The sequence below is a fragment of the Bifidobacterium felsineum genome, from assembly GCF_002802915.1.
Lineage (GTDB): Bacteria > Actinomycetota > Actinomycetes > Actinomycetales > Bifidobacteriaceae > Bifidobacterium > Bifidobacterium felsineum.
Genome location: NZ_PEBJ01000002.1, coordinates 343,718 through 357,439, shown reverse-complemented (window position 1 = coordinate 357,439; position 13,722 = coordinate 343,718). Strand labels below are relative to the sequence as shown.

The window sequence follows — 13,722 nt, the reverse complement described above, 5'->3', positions numbered from 1 at the left end:
TAAATCTATAAATTAGTAAAGAATTTCGGTGGTGTTCGAATCGTTATAAACGATTCGAACACCACATAACATGATTCTCACTTTCCGTTTAAAGCACTTTGCAATTTCTGTGCAAATCCAGAGGACACGGATTCATATTTGATTCCCAGCTTGGTGGTGCGACCTTGTGCATGCTCTGCTGGATCCTCCCACTCCTTCATATAGGGCTCATCTTCAAACTGCTGCTGTCGGACATCTTCTTTTGACGCCAGATATCCAGCTGCTTCGGCAACCGCGAGCAGGTTGGTGTCAGTCATGCAGTTGACGAACTCGGCCGCGGCCTTCTGCTTGGCGTCATTGGCGGTCTTGTGATACGGAAGAACAAGGAACTCACCACCAGCCGGGACGGGGGCTCCTTCCCCTCCATTCTTTGATGGAATGGAAAGAATCTTATATCCGTTTTCTGAGGCACTTTTCGCTTGCCAAGAGCCCATTTCCGAAAAACCATAATCGCCACTTAAGAACACGTCCCATGCTGCGGATTGGTTGTTCGTGGTGGAGGACTTCGGGGCCCACCCCTTGCTCACCCAGCCGGCCAGCAGGTCGCGGGCGTCCTGGGCGGCCTGCGAATCGGGCTTGGACAGGTCCCCGCCCGCACCCCAGAACCACGGCAGATACTGGAAGACGCCCTCCTCGGTCGCGATGCCCGAGAACGTGATGCCCTTGTAGCCGGCGTCCACCACCTTCCCGATCGCCGCGTTCAGCGAATCCCAATCCGTGATGGAGGCCGGGTCCACGCCGGCCTTCTCGAGGATGTCCGGCTTGTAATACAAGCCCAACGTATTGATGCCATAACTGATGCCATACTGAACACCATCAACCTTACCGGAGTCGATAATACTGTCATAGAAACCAGTGGTATCAACGCCGGCGGCCTCAAGATCGACCACCATGCCGGCATCCACGACAGTAGGTAGAACTGTGACATCGATCATGGAAATATCCGGAGCGTTGTCCTCTCTTACTGATGTGGTTAACGGACTCAGAGTTTCGTCTTGAAGTAGACGCTCAACCGTGTAACCATCAGGGGCACATTCACGTATTGCTTTAGCCCAGGGGGTATCTTCGTTATATTGCGAATACCCATCTAAGAAGGTCAGGGTTTTATCGTCTTGTGCTGATTTGGACCCACATGCGGATAATCCACTGCAAAGAGCGAGCGCGGAAACTGAAGCGAGAGCTTTCATGATTTTTACGTTATTCATGGTTCCAATCCTTTTTGTAATTTGATGATTGTTGAATATGATTCCTTGAGGGATTCAAGCGACAGTGCTTGGTGCCTTGCTATGGTTATTGGCTTCAATCGAGATCGATGAGCACATCCAAATTTTTGCCATCAAGACCGATGACCGCTCCATCGTTTACCTCAGGGGCATCGGGATGCGCGATCAGCCATTTATTGCGTGCAAAAAGAATTTGGTCCTCAGAGTTCTTTTCAGTAATTCGTGGTTTTTCGGTATTGGTTCCTTTGAAAAGAATGATTGCGGTACGGAATGGACCATCAACGCGGCACGGTGCATAATGCATGGTTGTTTCGTAATACAGTACGGCTTCACCTTTAGGAACATAAAAGGCTTTTACGGCGTCTGTATTTAGTCTGTTATCAACCATTTCGGATTTATGTGCCAATAGCAGAATGACGTCATCAGCAGCAACAAGGACTTCAAGTCCTCTATGGCATTCAAGACAATTAAGCTTTGTATTGCTTCCGTTGCAATAACCGACTTGAATGTCTAAACCACCAAATAATCGATCACGCAAATCGAGTCCAGGAATGGCACTTGAAAGTCGTTTGTCATCAGGAACGTAGATTACCTTGTCAGAAGGTGCTTCAGTAATCGCGTTAAGGATTGAGATGAATCGCGAAAAGTCATATCCTCCAGGCAAGGGCATGCCATAGGATGCGAACTCCGGATCATGGATGGAATACAGTTTCATAAACAACCTCCTTGTTGCTTGCTGTAGGGAAATGCGGAAATACTTGATAAGGGTTATCTCAGTTCCTCGTCAAAACAAATGGCGACTTTACCGCACTTACCTTCATCCATCAGTTCATAGGCTTTGGATACGTCATCGATTGAAAAACGATTGGTAACGAGTTCCTCTGGGTGAAGATTCCACCGGACGAGTTCCTCAACGAGTGTTTCCATGCGAGCCAGGCTGGTGACCCAACTTCCATAGACAGTTTTTTGCCCATGTAGCATATCTGGGCTGGGGTTGAAATGCACAGTGCCCCCTTCGCCAACCAAGGCGATTCGGCCCCATGCTCGAGTGGCTCGAATAGCGATCTGACGTGCCGGGTCGGCACCGGAAGTATCAATGGCACGTTCTACGCCTTGGCCGCCGGTCAAGGCGAGAATTTCATCAACAGTGTTTTCATTTGAGTCAAGAACTACATCCGCCAGATTCATCTTTTTTGCTAATTCAAGACGGTACGGGTTATTTTCTACGCCGATAAGCTTATTGGCCCCAAGCTTACGAGCCAACATTAGAGTAGCCAAACCGACTGGACCAAGGCCGGTGACTAGTACGGCATCGTTTCCGGAAATGCCAATCTTTTCGATTCCCTCGTATACGGTGCCAAAGCCGCAGGCTACTTGAGCGCCGTCTGTATAAGTTAGCTCGTCGGGTAGCTCGATAAGATCTTTCTCATCACAAACCACATATTCTTCCATGCCTCCGTCCCGCTGCCAGCCGTAGGCTGCACGAAGTGGGGAGGAACAGGAGATTTGATAACCCATACGGCAGTCGTGGCACAGACCACAGCCAGAGATGTGATAGACAATTACACGTGATCCGGCCTTGAATCGGCGTACGCCGGGGCCTTCTTCGACTACCTGTCCACACGGTTCATGACCGGCAACTTTGTTTTGGTATCCTTCTGGGCCCTTTCCGGTGTGCTCGCGGTAGATTGCGCGAATATCGCTTCCGCAGATTGTGGAGGCTTTCATCTTGACCAATACCTGGCCGTAACCAGGGGTCGGAATTGGAATTTCACGCAGATCAACAGTGCTGTTACCTGGAAGATATGCTGCCTTCATCATTCCGTCCATCATCTAACTCCTTTGTAATGCCGCGAGTCGCGGCTTGTAACTATTGGCTTCTGTCTGCCCCTTTTTTCTAAAAGGTTTTTAGGGCTGACGATTGAACAGATTAGGGCGTAGAAGATGATTAGAAACGGGGAATCGTACAATGTTTGTGGCTGAGGAACGATGCTTTGTGACAGGATTTTTTTCTTTTTAGTTCGTATATATAGCTAATATTCCTAGGATTTAAACTAAGACAAGAGCAATAAGAAGTCACAAATCATCGGAATTAAGTACATTTATCAGATAAGAATGAAAGTTAAAAAAACTTGAAGAACGCTAGTGTTAGCGATATCTATCCGGTTATGGCAATGATGCCACAAGTAGTAAGGCTGTATGTGGTTATAGAAACAGTGGCCGCGCGTCATCGTAACAGCAAGGCGTTATTGGCATTGGCGGTTGGCACATTTGCGCTTGGTGCAGCCGAATTCGTGATGATGGGGGTGTTGCCTCAATCCGCGCTGGATATGGCGGTAAGCATTCCTGACGCTGGCCACTTCATTTCTGCATACGCGCTTGGCGTATGTGTGGGCACGTTGTTCCTGGTGTTTGGTCGGCGCATTATGCCAAGGACGTTGCTGGTGCTTTTCGCGGTACTGATTGTTCTAGGCAATACGATGGTGGCGCTCAGCGGCGGATACGCGATGATGATTACGGCACGGTTCATCTCCGGTCTACCGCATGGCGCGTATTTCGGCACGGCAGCGATTGTGGCCAAGGAGCTTGCCGAGCCAGGCAAGGAGGCGCGGGCAGTGGCGGTAACTTTGACCGGGCAGACCATAGCCAACATGCTGGGCGTACCTCTGGGAACCGTGCTTGGCGAGTTCATGTCATGGCGGCTCGCTTTTGCATTCCTGGGCGCGTGGGGAGTTCTGACCATTGTGATGCTGGTGGCCTGGGTGCCGCAGGTGCCTGCCATCAAGGACACTGGTCTGGCCGGCCAGTTCGCATTCCTGAAACATCCCGGCCCATGGATGATTGTATTGGCGGTGTTAGCGGGCAACACTGGCATCTTCTGCTGGTGGAGTTACGTGTCGCCCTGGCTGACCTCGACCAACGGCTTCGCTTCGGCGGCGGTGCCGGCACTGATGGCTGTGGCCGGGCTCGGCATGGTGGTTGGCGCGCTGACCGGTGGGCGGCTTTCGGACGCGTGGAAGCCGGGAGGCGCGGCGGCGGTTGGACAGTCGGCGTCCTGCATCGGCTTGGTGCTGATTGCCCTGAGCCATGGTCCGATGGTGCTCGCCGTGCTGCTCACGTTCCTGTGCGCATGCAGCATGTTCTTCGTCAATGCCCCGCAGCAGTTGCTTATGGTCGAGGCCGGGGAGGTTGGTGACGGCGGCGGCGAGATGCTGGGATCTGCGTTGGTGCAGATCGGCTTCAATCTCGGCAACTCTTTCGGTGCTGCGATCGGTGGCGTCGCGTTGAACATGGCCGCCATGGATTACCGGGTCGCCGCGGGTGCGGGCATCCCGTTCACGCTGGCGGCGGCGTTACTACTCGGGGCATTCTATCGACGCTATGAGCGCAGGGTGCGGCGGTAGAACAGACGGGGACTGCAGCCTGGCGCCATAGTCCCCGTCGGCATGATTGCAAGCTATCGTGATGCCGGAATGACCGGACGCCTCGCCACCAATGTCGCCGGACGGCCTGCAGTGTCAGTCGATGAGCTTGTAGCCGTGGTCTGCAACCACGGACTTGAGCTTTTCAAGATAGGTTTCGGCAGCCTTGGAGAGCTTGGCGCGCTCATTGGTGATCCAGCCGACCAGCATGGTCTCGTCGGAATCGAGCGGAACCGTAACGATTTTCTCATTGTTGAGGTCGCCGTTGTCGATGCCGGTGCACACGGTGTAGCCGTTGAGACCGATGATGAAGTTCAAGATCGTGGCACGGTCGGTCACATTAATCTGCTTGGGGGAGTATTCCGGCCAGACTGCTTCTTCGTAGAAGTAGAAGGAGCCTTCCTCGCCCTGCTCATACTGGATGAACGGATACGGCTTCAGATCCTCCATCGTGATGAGCTTCTTGGCGGCCAACGGGTTGTTGCGCGAGATGAACACGTGCAGCGGAGCACGGAACAGCGGGTGGAATTCCAGATGCTTTTCACGCAGCAGCTTGCCAATTACATCCTTGTTGAAATCGGACAAATACAGGATGCCGATTTCGGACTGCATGTTGGCGACCTGGTTGATGATATCGCGCGTGCGGGTCTCACGGATGGTGAACTCGTACTCGTCGGACTTGATGGAGTTGATCATTTCCACGAATGCCTCGACAGCGAACATGTAGTGCTGGGTGGAAACCTGGCACAGCTGCTTGCGGGGCTTGGCATGCTTGTAACGCTCTTCCAGAAGGTCGGCCTGGTCAAGCACCTGGCGGGCGTAGGTCAGGAATTCTGCGCCGTCCACGGTCAGGGCGATGCCTTGGGAGGAGCGGGTGAAGATTTCAATGCCGAGCTCGTTCTCCAGTTCCTTGACGGAGGAGCTCAGTGCCGGCTGGGAGACGTACAGGGCGTGGGAGGCCTCGTTCATCGAACCGCATTCGACGATTTTGACGATGTATTTCAGCTGAAGCAGAGTCATAAACCACAGTTATATCAGCGAGCATGGCCGTGGGGTACAGTTATACCAGATGTTGCCCACTACGGCGAGCGAATAGTGAGATATGCAAGCTCTTCAGCTTATAATTGCGATGGTTGTGATTATGCATCGGCGCATAAAAGGGGGTAGTGGTGGCTGATAAGGAACATGTGTACCCGGAAGTGGGTGAAGCGTTGCGCAAGGCTCGCGAAGATGCTGGCATGAGTCAGGATCAGCTGGCGGATAGCTCCGGTATTTCACGCATCACCATCAGCCGCATCGAACAGGCGCATATCAATCCCTCGTTCCGCTCTCTGGAAGCCTTGGCGCAGGGAATGGGCCGCAAACTGACGATCAGTTTTGACGCAATAGATGAATAATCCTTTGTATGTTCGCGCAGGGTTGGTTGTTGCGCAAACATACAAAGGTAATGACGATTGCTATCGATTGCAATGACAGCTTACAGTCGTACACCAAGCTGAGTGAGACTATCGCGGGCTGCGATGGCGCCTTCGAACAGCACGCCGTGAATGCCCACTTCGTTGGCTCCGACCACGTTCTTGGCAGTATCGTCAAAGAAGACACATTGCTCGGCCTTCAAACCGAAGCGCTTCAAGGCCAACTCATAGATGTCCGCGTTCGGCTTATGCATCTTCTCCACGCCGGACACCACAGTGCCGTCCAACAGCTGCTCAATGCGTGGGAACTTCTCAAATGCCAGATGGAAGGTTTCATGGGACCAGTTCGTCAGACCCCATACGCCATAGCCGTGAGCCTTCAAATCGGCGAGCAGCTCGACCATGCCGGGTAGCGTGCGCGGCAACGCGTCCGCGTAATGGTCGATGTAGTACTTGAATATCTGCGCGATGTCTTCGCCCTGCTCACGTACCACGTCTGGGTAAATGTCGGCGAAATCCTCACCGGCATCCATACGATCCTCATAGTGGAAGAATCCGTGAGGATCATCCGGCGCGCAAATGGCGGCCACTACGTCGTCAGGGAACTTGCCTTCCAGACAGGCGCGGGTGTTCCAATCCAGCAGCACGCCGCAGAAATCAAAAATCACATCAGTGATGGGGGAGTTAGCCATACAAGCTCCTCATGAATAAGGGAACGGTATTTGGTTTTCAGTGTACGTTGTGGTGGGGCTAAGCAATCACATCGGCGATGGCATCTGGAATCGCGCGGATCACATCACTGGCAACAATCGGATGACCAATCGTCAGGAACTGCTGACGGTGTTCACGTCCACCAATCAATTCCGGTTCCTGCCAGCCATGCTGTTCGGATTCAGATGCGATGGCCGCCGCCGCTCCATGAAGATAGGCTGCAGCGGCCACGGTTTCCGCCGTAGTGATGCCGTCAGGCTGTTGGGCAAGCAACGCGCCGAGCAATCCTGCCAACACATCGCCGGCACCAGCCGTGGCCAACCAAGCGGGAGCGCTGCCGGACACATACACATGGTCCTCATCCACCACAATGGTGATCGCACCCTTGAGCAGTACCGTGGCGCCGGTCAGCTCGTGCACGCGACGGGCTGCGGCCAATGGATTCGATTGCACGTCCTGTGCGGTGTAGCGGGCATCCTCATTGGCGGACGCATGCTGTGGACGGCCAGAGGGGGCAGCCTCGGCGTCAGCATTCTCCTGTGCTATCGGATTGGCCGCCGAAGCGGAAAGCGGCGAAGACTGATCGGCGGACTGGGAAGCCGAATGAGTCTCATCGGCATCAGCATGATTCATACCTTCCAGCCTGTTCAGCAATGCCGCCATTTCACCGGCATGTGGAGTGATCACCACTTGGTTGGGAACATGGGACGGGAGCAGATCAAGCGCGCCGGCATCCACCACAATCGGAGGCATGTCATACGCGATATCATCAGCTGCAGCGTCTCCGTTAAGCGCATAATGCTTGAGCAATGCGCCGATTGTGTCACGCTGCGCATCGGCATCCGCGCCTGCCGCATCCGCCACGGGAACACCGGAACCCACAACCCAGGACTGCACATGGCCCTTGCCCAGCACGGCTTCCGGCAGTGCAGCCAACACCATGTTTTGCGCGCGCTCTGGGCCAAGATAGCGAATCATGCCGGTATTGGCTCGCGCGGCTGCACGAGCGGTGAGTACTGCGGCACCGGGGTAACGCTGCGAACCGGTCACCAAGCCGACCACGCCACGTGCATACTTGGAATCCTCATAGTGGGGGAGTCGAATCGCATCCGAGGCAAACAGGTGGTCGACGACCTCCACGGAGGGTTCCACATCATCAATGGAAAAACCGAAATCAACCAGTTGAATGCGACCGCATCCGAACGTGGCAGGAGGCAGTACAGCGCACGGTTTCATCGCCCCGAATGTCACTGTCACGTTTGCGGGCAGGTATGGGCCGGGCAGCGAACCATCATCCACACCGACGCCGGAAGGTGCGTCCACGGCAAGAATCAGCGGATAATCACGGGAGGATTCGCGGCCGGGCAGAGCTGGTTCGTTCGGCACTTCGCCGTCGAGCCCAACGGCTGCGGCCAAGGCTGCTGGAATGCCGCGAAGCGCGCCATGAATGCCGATGCCGGTCATTGCATCGATTACCAGGTGAGATTTATTAATCAGCGAGACAGCGGCCTGCAGGCGTTCGCCGGCTTCGCCAGCGGAGAATCCTGAAGCGCATCCTGGGATTTCAGCGGCGGGATCAAGCACCAGCACCTTGCCTCCGGCGCGCACGAATTCCGCGAATCCAGCCTCATGCAGCGACTTGCCCACAGCCACAGCGGTCACTGCTGCGCCCTCCTGAGCCAACGCGGCCGCAGCGAACAGGCCATCGCCACCATTGTCGCCTGCGCCCGCAAGCAATACGACGGACGAATCCTCAAGTGCCAGATCCTCATCGTCAAGCATGCCAGCGGCTGTATGTGCCACGGCTTGTGCGGCCATGCGCATCAGCGGTATTCCTTTATCAAGAAGCGGACGTTCCATATCACGTACCGTCTGCGCATCATAAGCGCTGTGCAGCAGCAATTCGCGGCGGTCGACATCATCGGCGTATTCCATAGCAGTCCCCTTCACGGTGCGGAAATGTACTGATGCTGATTTTAGCTGTCTTATGCTGTCCTTGCCCGCAGCGAACGCTGGTATGAATCTGATGATTGACTGATTCTTCACGGCATCCGTTACTATGGTCTGTTGGTTATTTTTGAGATGCTGCAATTACTGCATGGTATGGAAAGCGAAGGGTGAGGTATGGCGATTGAGGCACAGGGTCTGGAGATTCAGATCGGCGCACGTACCTTATTGCACCCCACCAACTTCCATGTGGCCAAGGGCGACAAAATTGGTCTGGTTGGCCGCAACGGTGCCGGTAAGACCACGCTGACTCGCGTGATCACCGGTGATATGCTGCCCACTGCCGGTAAGGTTCGCGTGTCCGGCAAGCTCGGTTATCTGCCGCAGGATACGCATGCCGCAGATCCTTCGCAGACAGCGCTGGACCGCATGATGAGCGCACGCGACATCGCCACCATCATCAACCGCATCCGCAAGGCCGAGAAGGAGATGACCGACCCGGATCCTGATGTGATGACGAAAGCTATGGCCCGCTATGACAAGGCCATGCAGGACTTCGACAAGGCCGGCGGTTACGCGGCACAGTCCGAGGCGATTTCCATGGCGGCGTCGCTCGGCCTGCCGCAGGAGACCATGCAGCAGGAGCTCGGCACGCTTTCCGGTGGTCAGCGACGTCGTATCGAACTGGCGCGCATCCTGTTCTCCGACGCCGATACGTTGATTCTTGACGAGCCCACCAACCATTTAGATGCCGATTCCATTGAATGGCTTCGCGGATATTTGAAGAAGTACGAGGGTGGATTCCTCGTGATTTCCCACTCCACCGAACTACTCGATGAAGTGGTGAACAAGGTCTGGCATCTTGACGCGCAGCTTGGCCAGATCGACATGTATTCGCTGAGCTGGAAGGCTTATCTGCATCAGCGCGTGGTGGACGAGGAGCGTCGCCGTCGTGAGCGCGAAGTGGCGGAGAAGAAGGCTGAACGTCTGATGAAGCAGGGCATTCGCCTGCACGCCAAGGCGACCAAAGCCGTGGCCGCCCAGAATATGATGCGCCGTGCCGAAAAGCTGTTGGAAAACACGTCGGAGGCGCAGAAGAAAGAGAAGGTGGCGGACATCCGTTTCCCGGAGCCTGCACCATGCGGCAAGACCCCGATCATGGCCAAGGATATTTCCAAGGCCTATGGTTCTAACATCGTGTTCGCCGGCGTGAATCTGGCCATCGATAAGGGTTCGCGCGTGGTCATTCTGGGATACAACGGTGCCGGTAAGACCACGACGCTGCGCCTGCTCGCACACATCGAGGAGCCGGATACCGGTTCGGTGGATTATGGCCACGGCTGCAAGATCGGTTACTTCGCTCAGGAGCACGATACGTTGGATTTGGATGCCACCGTGCTGGAGAACCTGCAGCATGTGGCTCCCGAATTGGATGATACCCATGCGCGTTCCATCTTGGGTTCGTTCCTGTTCTCCGGCGATGACGCGATGAAGCCGGCGCGTGTGCTCTCCGGTGGCGAGAAAACCCGTCTGGCATTGGCGACTCTGGTGACTTCACGCGCCAATGTGCTGCTGCTCGATGAGCCCACCAACAACCTTGATCCGGCCTCCCGCGCAGAGATCTTGAAGGCCATTGCCAAGTATGAGGGCGCCATCGTGCTCGTCACCCACGATGAGGGCGCTGTTGAGGCCCTGAACCCGGAGCGCGTGCTGCTCATGCCTGACGGCGACGAGGATCTGTGGAACGACTCCTACCTGGAGCTCGTTGCTGAGGAATAACGGAGTGTACTCTGCGTTGCTCCTCAGTCTACGTACCTTCGTGCGCCTTCCTTCGGTACGCCTTGAGGCCGCACACGTTATTCCTCAGCAGTAGGTGCGCGACTCGGGGAGTCCTCACGAGATAATGAAGGCAATTCAGTAATCCTCGATACATCACAACGGAGGGAGTGCTATGACCACTGCAGCAGGACAGAAGATCGCCATTGTTACCGGTAGCGCATTGGGACTCGGTTACGAGTTCGCCAGCCAGCTGATCGAAGCCGGTTGGCTGGTGGCTGGCGTCGACTTCAACGCTGAACGCCAAGCCGAATTGACCGCGCAATGGCCGGCCGAATCGTACCGCGCCTACGTGGGTGACATCACCGACGAGGACTTCGTACGCAAGTCCGTGGCGGAGATTGCTTCCCTCGGCCATATCGATTTGCTCATCAACAACGCCGGCCAACCATCGTTCAAAGTGCCGACCGCCTACGAAGCCGCGGACGTGGACAAGTGCCTCAAAGGTTTGAAAGGTATGATTCTGTGGACCGTGGAAACCCTGAAAGCTTGCGGCGAGCAGGACGTCAAGATCGCGCAGATCATGAGCACCGCCGCCACCCGCGGCAATGCGAACGAAAGCGTGTACTGCGCCACCAAGTGGGGTGAGAAAGGCTACACCAAGAGCCTGCAAGCCGCATACAAGGGCACCAGCGTCAAGGTCGTAGCCGTCTACCCGGGTGGCATCGACACCGCGTTCTACCGCGATAGCCACGATTACGTGTCCGAAGAAAAGCAACATACGTTCATGCAGCCCGGCCCGCTGGCCGAGGTGATTCTGTTCAACCTCATCAACGAGGCAAACCTCACCGTCACCGACATCGAAATCAACCGCAACAGCTGAGGTTCAGAGTCCAACTTCCGCGCAGTTACTGCCTGTTCTGACGGTCGGAGAGGCAGTAACTGCGCGTGTCAACGATGCAGACGCGCAGTTACTGCCGCTTTTCCGCCCAATACTGGCAGTAACTGCGCGGATTAGTGACTCAGTCCAGATGATGCAGCGCACGAATAATCCGGCAACGGTCTTCAGCCGTGCCTTCATCCGCGCACATCGTCGCATACCAGCGCGGATTGCGCAGGACCTCTGTACCGGAACCGTCAGCCTCAACGAGCGTGTGCAAGTCGTTGGCATACTGGAAATGTAGGTGACTGAGCAGACCACCCTCGGCGAATGCGGTGCGCGAAGGCAGTGGCGCAATGGCCAACAGCCAACGGAATGGACTATCTTCCGCGTGTGAGTCATCAGTTACGAACACGTAAGTCGGCGAACCTTCCAAACCATGTGCAATCACATGATCGATGCGATAGTCATAGGCGTCAAGGTTGGTGTTGTCTTCCGCATACCAAGTAATGCTCACGTCGGCATCGGCATTGTTCGGTTCGCCCACAGTCCAATACCCAATATGAATGATGTTCTCCGGACTGGTGGTGGAACAGGCCATTGCCCAGAACTTGCGGATGCCGTTAGCTGCCATCGGAGCCATCTGAGGATTGGCGAGCACAGCCTGCTCGGCCTCATCCCAAGTGCCGCGAACGGTTTCATCCTCAGCATCAATGTAATGCTCGAAGCTCTCCCAATCGCCTAGCCAATCAGTTAGGTTGAAACTTGTGGATGTATCGGTCATGTGCTCCTCTTTTCAGTGCATTTTGTTTTTGAGGTAATCGGTACGATTGGCCATTGGAATTTTGTAGTATTGCCTACTGGCAACATCTCTATTGCCTATTGATTCCAAGATTACTCTTGAGATTACTAATGGAATCATACGGGTGACAATAGGTAATATGACTGGTATGAGTGAACCGGTAAAAACGATAGAGCCTGTAAGTTTAGCAATGACTATGCTGTCGGATCTGGATTTCCTTGAGGCCAATAGTTTGTTGCATAAACCTAACATGTTCGATATGGTCGGCATGAGTCGTCAGGAAATACGCCACAGCGCGTTCCTTGCATGGCTTCTTGAACCGTCTAATCCTCATGGGCTGGACGATTTATTTATTCGCCGTCTCCTTGCCGAGCTCTATAAGGCCCATCCGGAAGGATTCGCTTCTTTTGCGGTGAAGGATTTATCCAATCTCGCGGTTGAGCGTGAGGTCACAACGGGTGCGAAAAAAAGGCGTATTGACATACTTTGTTATGACAGTAATGAACGTCTGGTGCTCTGTATTGAGAACAAGGTTGACTCTCAATTACATGACCGGCAGTTGGATAATTATTACGATTATGTAGAAAATACATATCCTGGCTGGTGCAGGGTGTATGTGCTTTTATCTCCAGGAGGAGAACCAGCGCCTGAGCAACAGTGCAAGAATCCAGATGAATGGATACCCATAAGTTATGAGACCATTGCACGCATTTTTGATGGTCTTGTGCCATACGCCGAATCGAAAAGTGGAACCATCATTAATGATTATGTTCGGATGTTGAAGAAAGAGGCTATTGTGGAAGACAAAGAGCTCGATGAACTAGCAAAAAACTTGTACTTGAAATATGCCCCTGTATTTGACATGGTATATGCGCGTTATGTCGGTGATGACAGTCTTGATGGAGAGCTGAGAGCCATCTATCTTAAAGTACTTAATGAGTATAAGAGTAAGGGAGCGTTTACGTGGTGTCACGGTGAACATGAGCCAGGACGGTACCTTGGATTCACTACAGGACGTATGGATAAATATCTACTCAACAATCAAAACCGGAGGGGCAGTTGGGGAGATAATAGCCGAACCTATACATATTGGGTTTATCCACCGCTGAGTAATCCCTCAATCAAACTTGAACTTGGGCCTCTAAACCAATCAGAAGTTGTAGTTGAACGCATGAATCGACTGGTCAAAGAAATTGGTAACAAACAAACTGTTCTCCCGACTAACAGATACAGGAAGATTATCTCTGTCCCAACTCATATTGATTCGCTGAAATATGAAGATAAGACCGATGTAAATCCTCAAGCAGTAGAGAATAAGCTGCGCACCGCAATCGATAAGATGCTCTCAAAAGAAAAAGAGTATCTCGATAAGCTTGAGAATTAGGGGAAATGAGGGGCGCAATCTAGCGTATATTTCTCCCGGTTGTTTCATGGGTTCGTGCTTCTAGAGGAGATCGAGCATGGCTGTTTCGCATTATGCAGCAGTGTCCACTGCAGAGATTGTTAT

Annotated in this window: 12 protein-coding genes; 5 read left to right on the top strand and 7 right to left on the bottom strand. The window is 53.9% G+C overall.

What is annotated here, in order from left to right; genetic code table 11:
- Window positions 1–77: 77 nt before the first annotated feature.
- The 3 genes from CSQ86_RS05165 to CSQ86_RS05155 form a co-directional block, all read right to left on the bottom strand.
- A complete protein-coding gene (locus CSQ86_RS05165) occupies window positions 78–1,244 on the bottom strand; it encodes an ABC transporter substrate-binding protein (protein WP_100494034.1) in 1,167 nt (388 codons plus the stop codon).
- 94 nt (window positions 1,245–1,338) lie between these two features.
- Complete coding sequence (locus CSQ86_RS05160) at window positions 1,339–1,977, bottom strand: DUF4867 family protein (protein ID WP_100494033.1); 639 nt, start codon at window positions 1,975–1,977, stop codon at window positions 1,339–1,341.
- Window positions 1,978–2,030: 53 nt separating this feature from the next.
- Window positions 2,031–3,095: a zinc-dependent alcohol dehydrogenase family protein gene (locus tag CSQ86_RS05155; RefSeq protein ID WP_243387637.1), complete on the bottom strand. Its 1,065-nt coding sequence runs from the start codon at window positions 3,093–3,095 to the stop codon at window positions 2,031–2,033.
- A 368-nt stretch (window positions 3,096–3,463) separates the two neighbouring features.
- Between CSQ86_RS05155 and CSQ86_RS05150 the strand changes: the two genes are divergently transcribed.
- A complete protein-coding gene (locus CSQ86_RS05150; protein WP_243387634.1) occupies window positions 3,464–4,666 on the top strand; it encodes an MFS transporter in 1,203 nt (400 codons plus the stop codon).
- 114 nt (window positions 4,667–4,780) lie between these two features.
- On the opposite strand, the gene CSQ86_RS05145 is transcribed toward CSQ86_RS05150, so the two are convergent.
- Window positions 4,781–5,704 (bottom strand): LysR family transcriptional regulator, encoded by a 924-nt coding sequence (locus tag CSQ86_RS05145; RefSeq protein WP_100494031.1) that lies wholly within the window; start codon window positions 5,702–5,704, stop codon window positions 4,781–4,783.
- 149 nt (window positions 5,705–5,853) lie between these two features.
- Between CSQ86_RS05145 and CSQ86_RS05140 the strand changes: the two genes are divergently transcribed.
- On the top strand, window positions 5,854–6,081 hold the full coding sequence (locus CSQ86_RS05140) for a helix-turn-helix domain-containing protein (RefSeq protein ID WP_100494030.1): 228 nt from the start codon (window positions 5,854–5,856) through the stop codon (window positions 6,079–6,081).
- Window positions 6,082–6,161: 80 nt separating this feature from the next.
- On the opposite strand, the gene CSQ86_RS05135 is transcribed toward CSQ86_RS05140, so the two are convergent.
- Together CSQ86_RS05135 and CSQ86_RS05125 are read right to left on the bottom strand one after the other, a co-directional pair.
- Window positions 6,162–6,791 (bottom strand): HAD family hydrolase, encoded by a 630-nt coding sequence (locus tag CSQ86_RS05135; protein ID WP_100494029.1) that lies wholly within the window; start codon window positions 6,789–6,791, stop codon window positions 6,162–6,164.
- 58 nt (window positions 6,792–6,849) lie between these two features.
- Entirely contained in the window at window positions 6,850–8,745 is a 1,896-nt protein-coding gene (locus tag CSQ86_RS05125; RefSeq protein ID WP_243387626.1) for a bifunctional ADP-dependent NAD(P)H-hydrate dehydratase/NAD(P)H-hydrate epimerase, read from the bottom strand.
- 189 nt (window positions 8,746–8,934) lie between these two features.
- On the opposite strand from CSQ86_RS05125, the gene CSQ86_RS05120 reads away from it, so the two are divergent.
- Together CSQ86_RS05120 and CSQ86_RS05115 are read left to right on the top strand one after the other, a co-directional pair.
- The gene (locus CSQ86_RS05120) at window positions 8,935–10,536 is read left to right on the top strand and encodes an ABC-F family ATP-binding cassette domain-containing protein (RefSeq protein ID WP_100494028.1); all 1,602 of its coding nucleotides are present in this window, start codon (window positions 8,935–8,937) and stop codon (window positions 10,534–10,536) included.
- Between the two features lie 172 nt (window positions 10,537–10,708).
- Window positions 10,709–11,416: an SDR family NAD(P)-dependent oxidoreductase gene (locus tag CSQ86_RS05115; RefSeq protein WP_100494027.1), complete on the top strand. Its 708-nt coding sequence runs from the start codon at window positions 10,709–10,711 to the stop codon at window positions 11,414–11,416.
- 139 nt (window positions 11,417–11,555) lie between these two features.
- Here the strand turns inward: CSQ86_RS05115 and CSQ86_RS05110 are convergent, their stop codons facing one another.
- Complete coding sequence (locus CSQ86_RS05110; protein ID WP_100494026.1) at window positions 11,556–12,197, bottom strand: hypothetical protein; 642 nt, start codon at window positions 12,195–12,197, stop codon at window positions 11,556–11,558.
- A 157-nt stretch (window positions 12,198–12,354) separates the two neighbouring features.
- Between CSQ86_RS05110 and CSQ86_RS05105 the strand changes: the two genes are divergently transcribed.
- Entirely contained in the window at window positions 12,355–13,599 is a 1,245-nt protein-coding gene (locus tag CSQ86_RS05105; RefSeq protein WP_100494025.1) for a PDDEXK-like family protein, read from the top strand.
- Window positions 13,600–13,722 lie beyond the last annotated feature (123 nt).

Coding starts and splice junctions, on each gene's coding strand:
- CSQ86_RS05165 (WP_100494034.1), bottom strand. CDS start 1,244: ATGAATAACGTAAAAATCATGAAAGCTCTCGCTTCAGTTTCCGCGCTC.
- CSQ86_RS05125 (WP_243387626.1), bottom strand. CDS start 8,745: ATGGAATACGCCGATGATGTCGACCGCCGCGAATTGCTGCTGCACAGC.
- CSQ86_RS05110 (WP_100494026.1), bottom strand. CDS start 12,197: ATGACCGATACATCCACAAGTTTCAACCTAACTGATTGGCTAGGCGAT.
- CSQ86_RS05120 (WP_100494028.1), top strand. CDS start 8,935: ATGGCGATTGAGGCACAGGGTCTGGAGATTCAGATCGGCGCACGTACC.
- CSQ86_RS05135 (WP_100494029.1), bottom strand. CDS start 6,791: ATGGCTAACTCCCCCATCACTGATGTGATTTTTGATTTCTGCGGCGTG.
- CSQ86_RS05160 (WP_100494033.1), bottom strand. CDS start 1,977: ATGAAACTGTATTCCATCCATGATCCGGAGTTCGCATCCTATGGCATG.
- CSQ86_RS05105 (WP_100494025.1), top strand. CDS start 12,355: ATGACTGGTATGAGTGAACCGGTAAAAACGATAGAGCCTGTAAGTTTA.
- CSQ86_RS05155 (WP_243387637.1), bottom strand. CDS start 3,095: ATGATGGACGGAATGATGAAGGCAGCATATCTTCCAGGTAACAGCACT.
- CSQ86_RS05115 (WP_100494027.1), top strand. CDS start 10,709: ATGACCACTGCAGCAGGACAGAAGATCGCCATTGTTACCGGTAGCGCA.
- CSQ86_RS05145 (WP_100494031.1), bottom strand. CDS start 5,704: ATGACTCTGCTTCAGCTGAAATACATCGTCAAAATCGTCGAATGCGGT.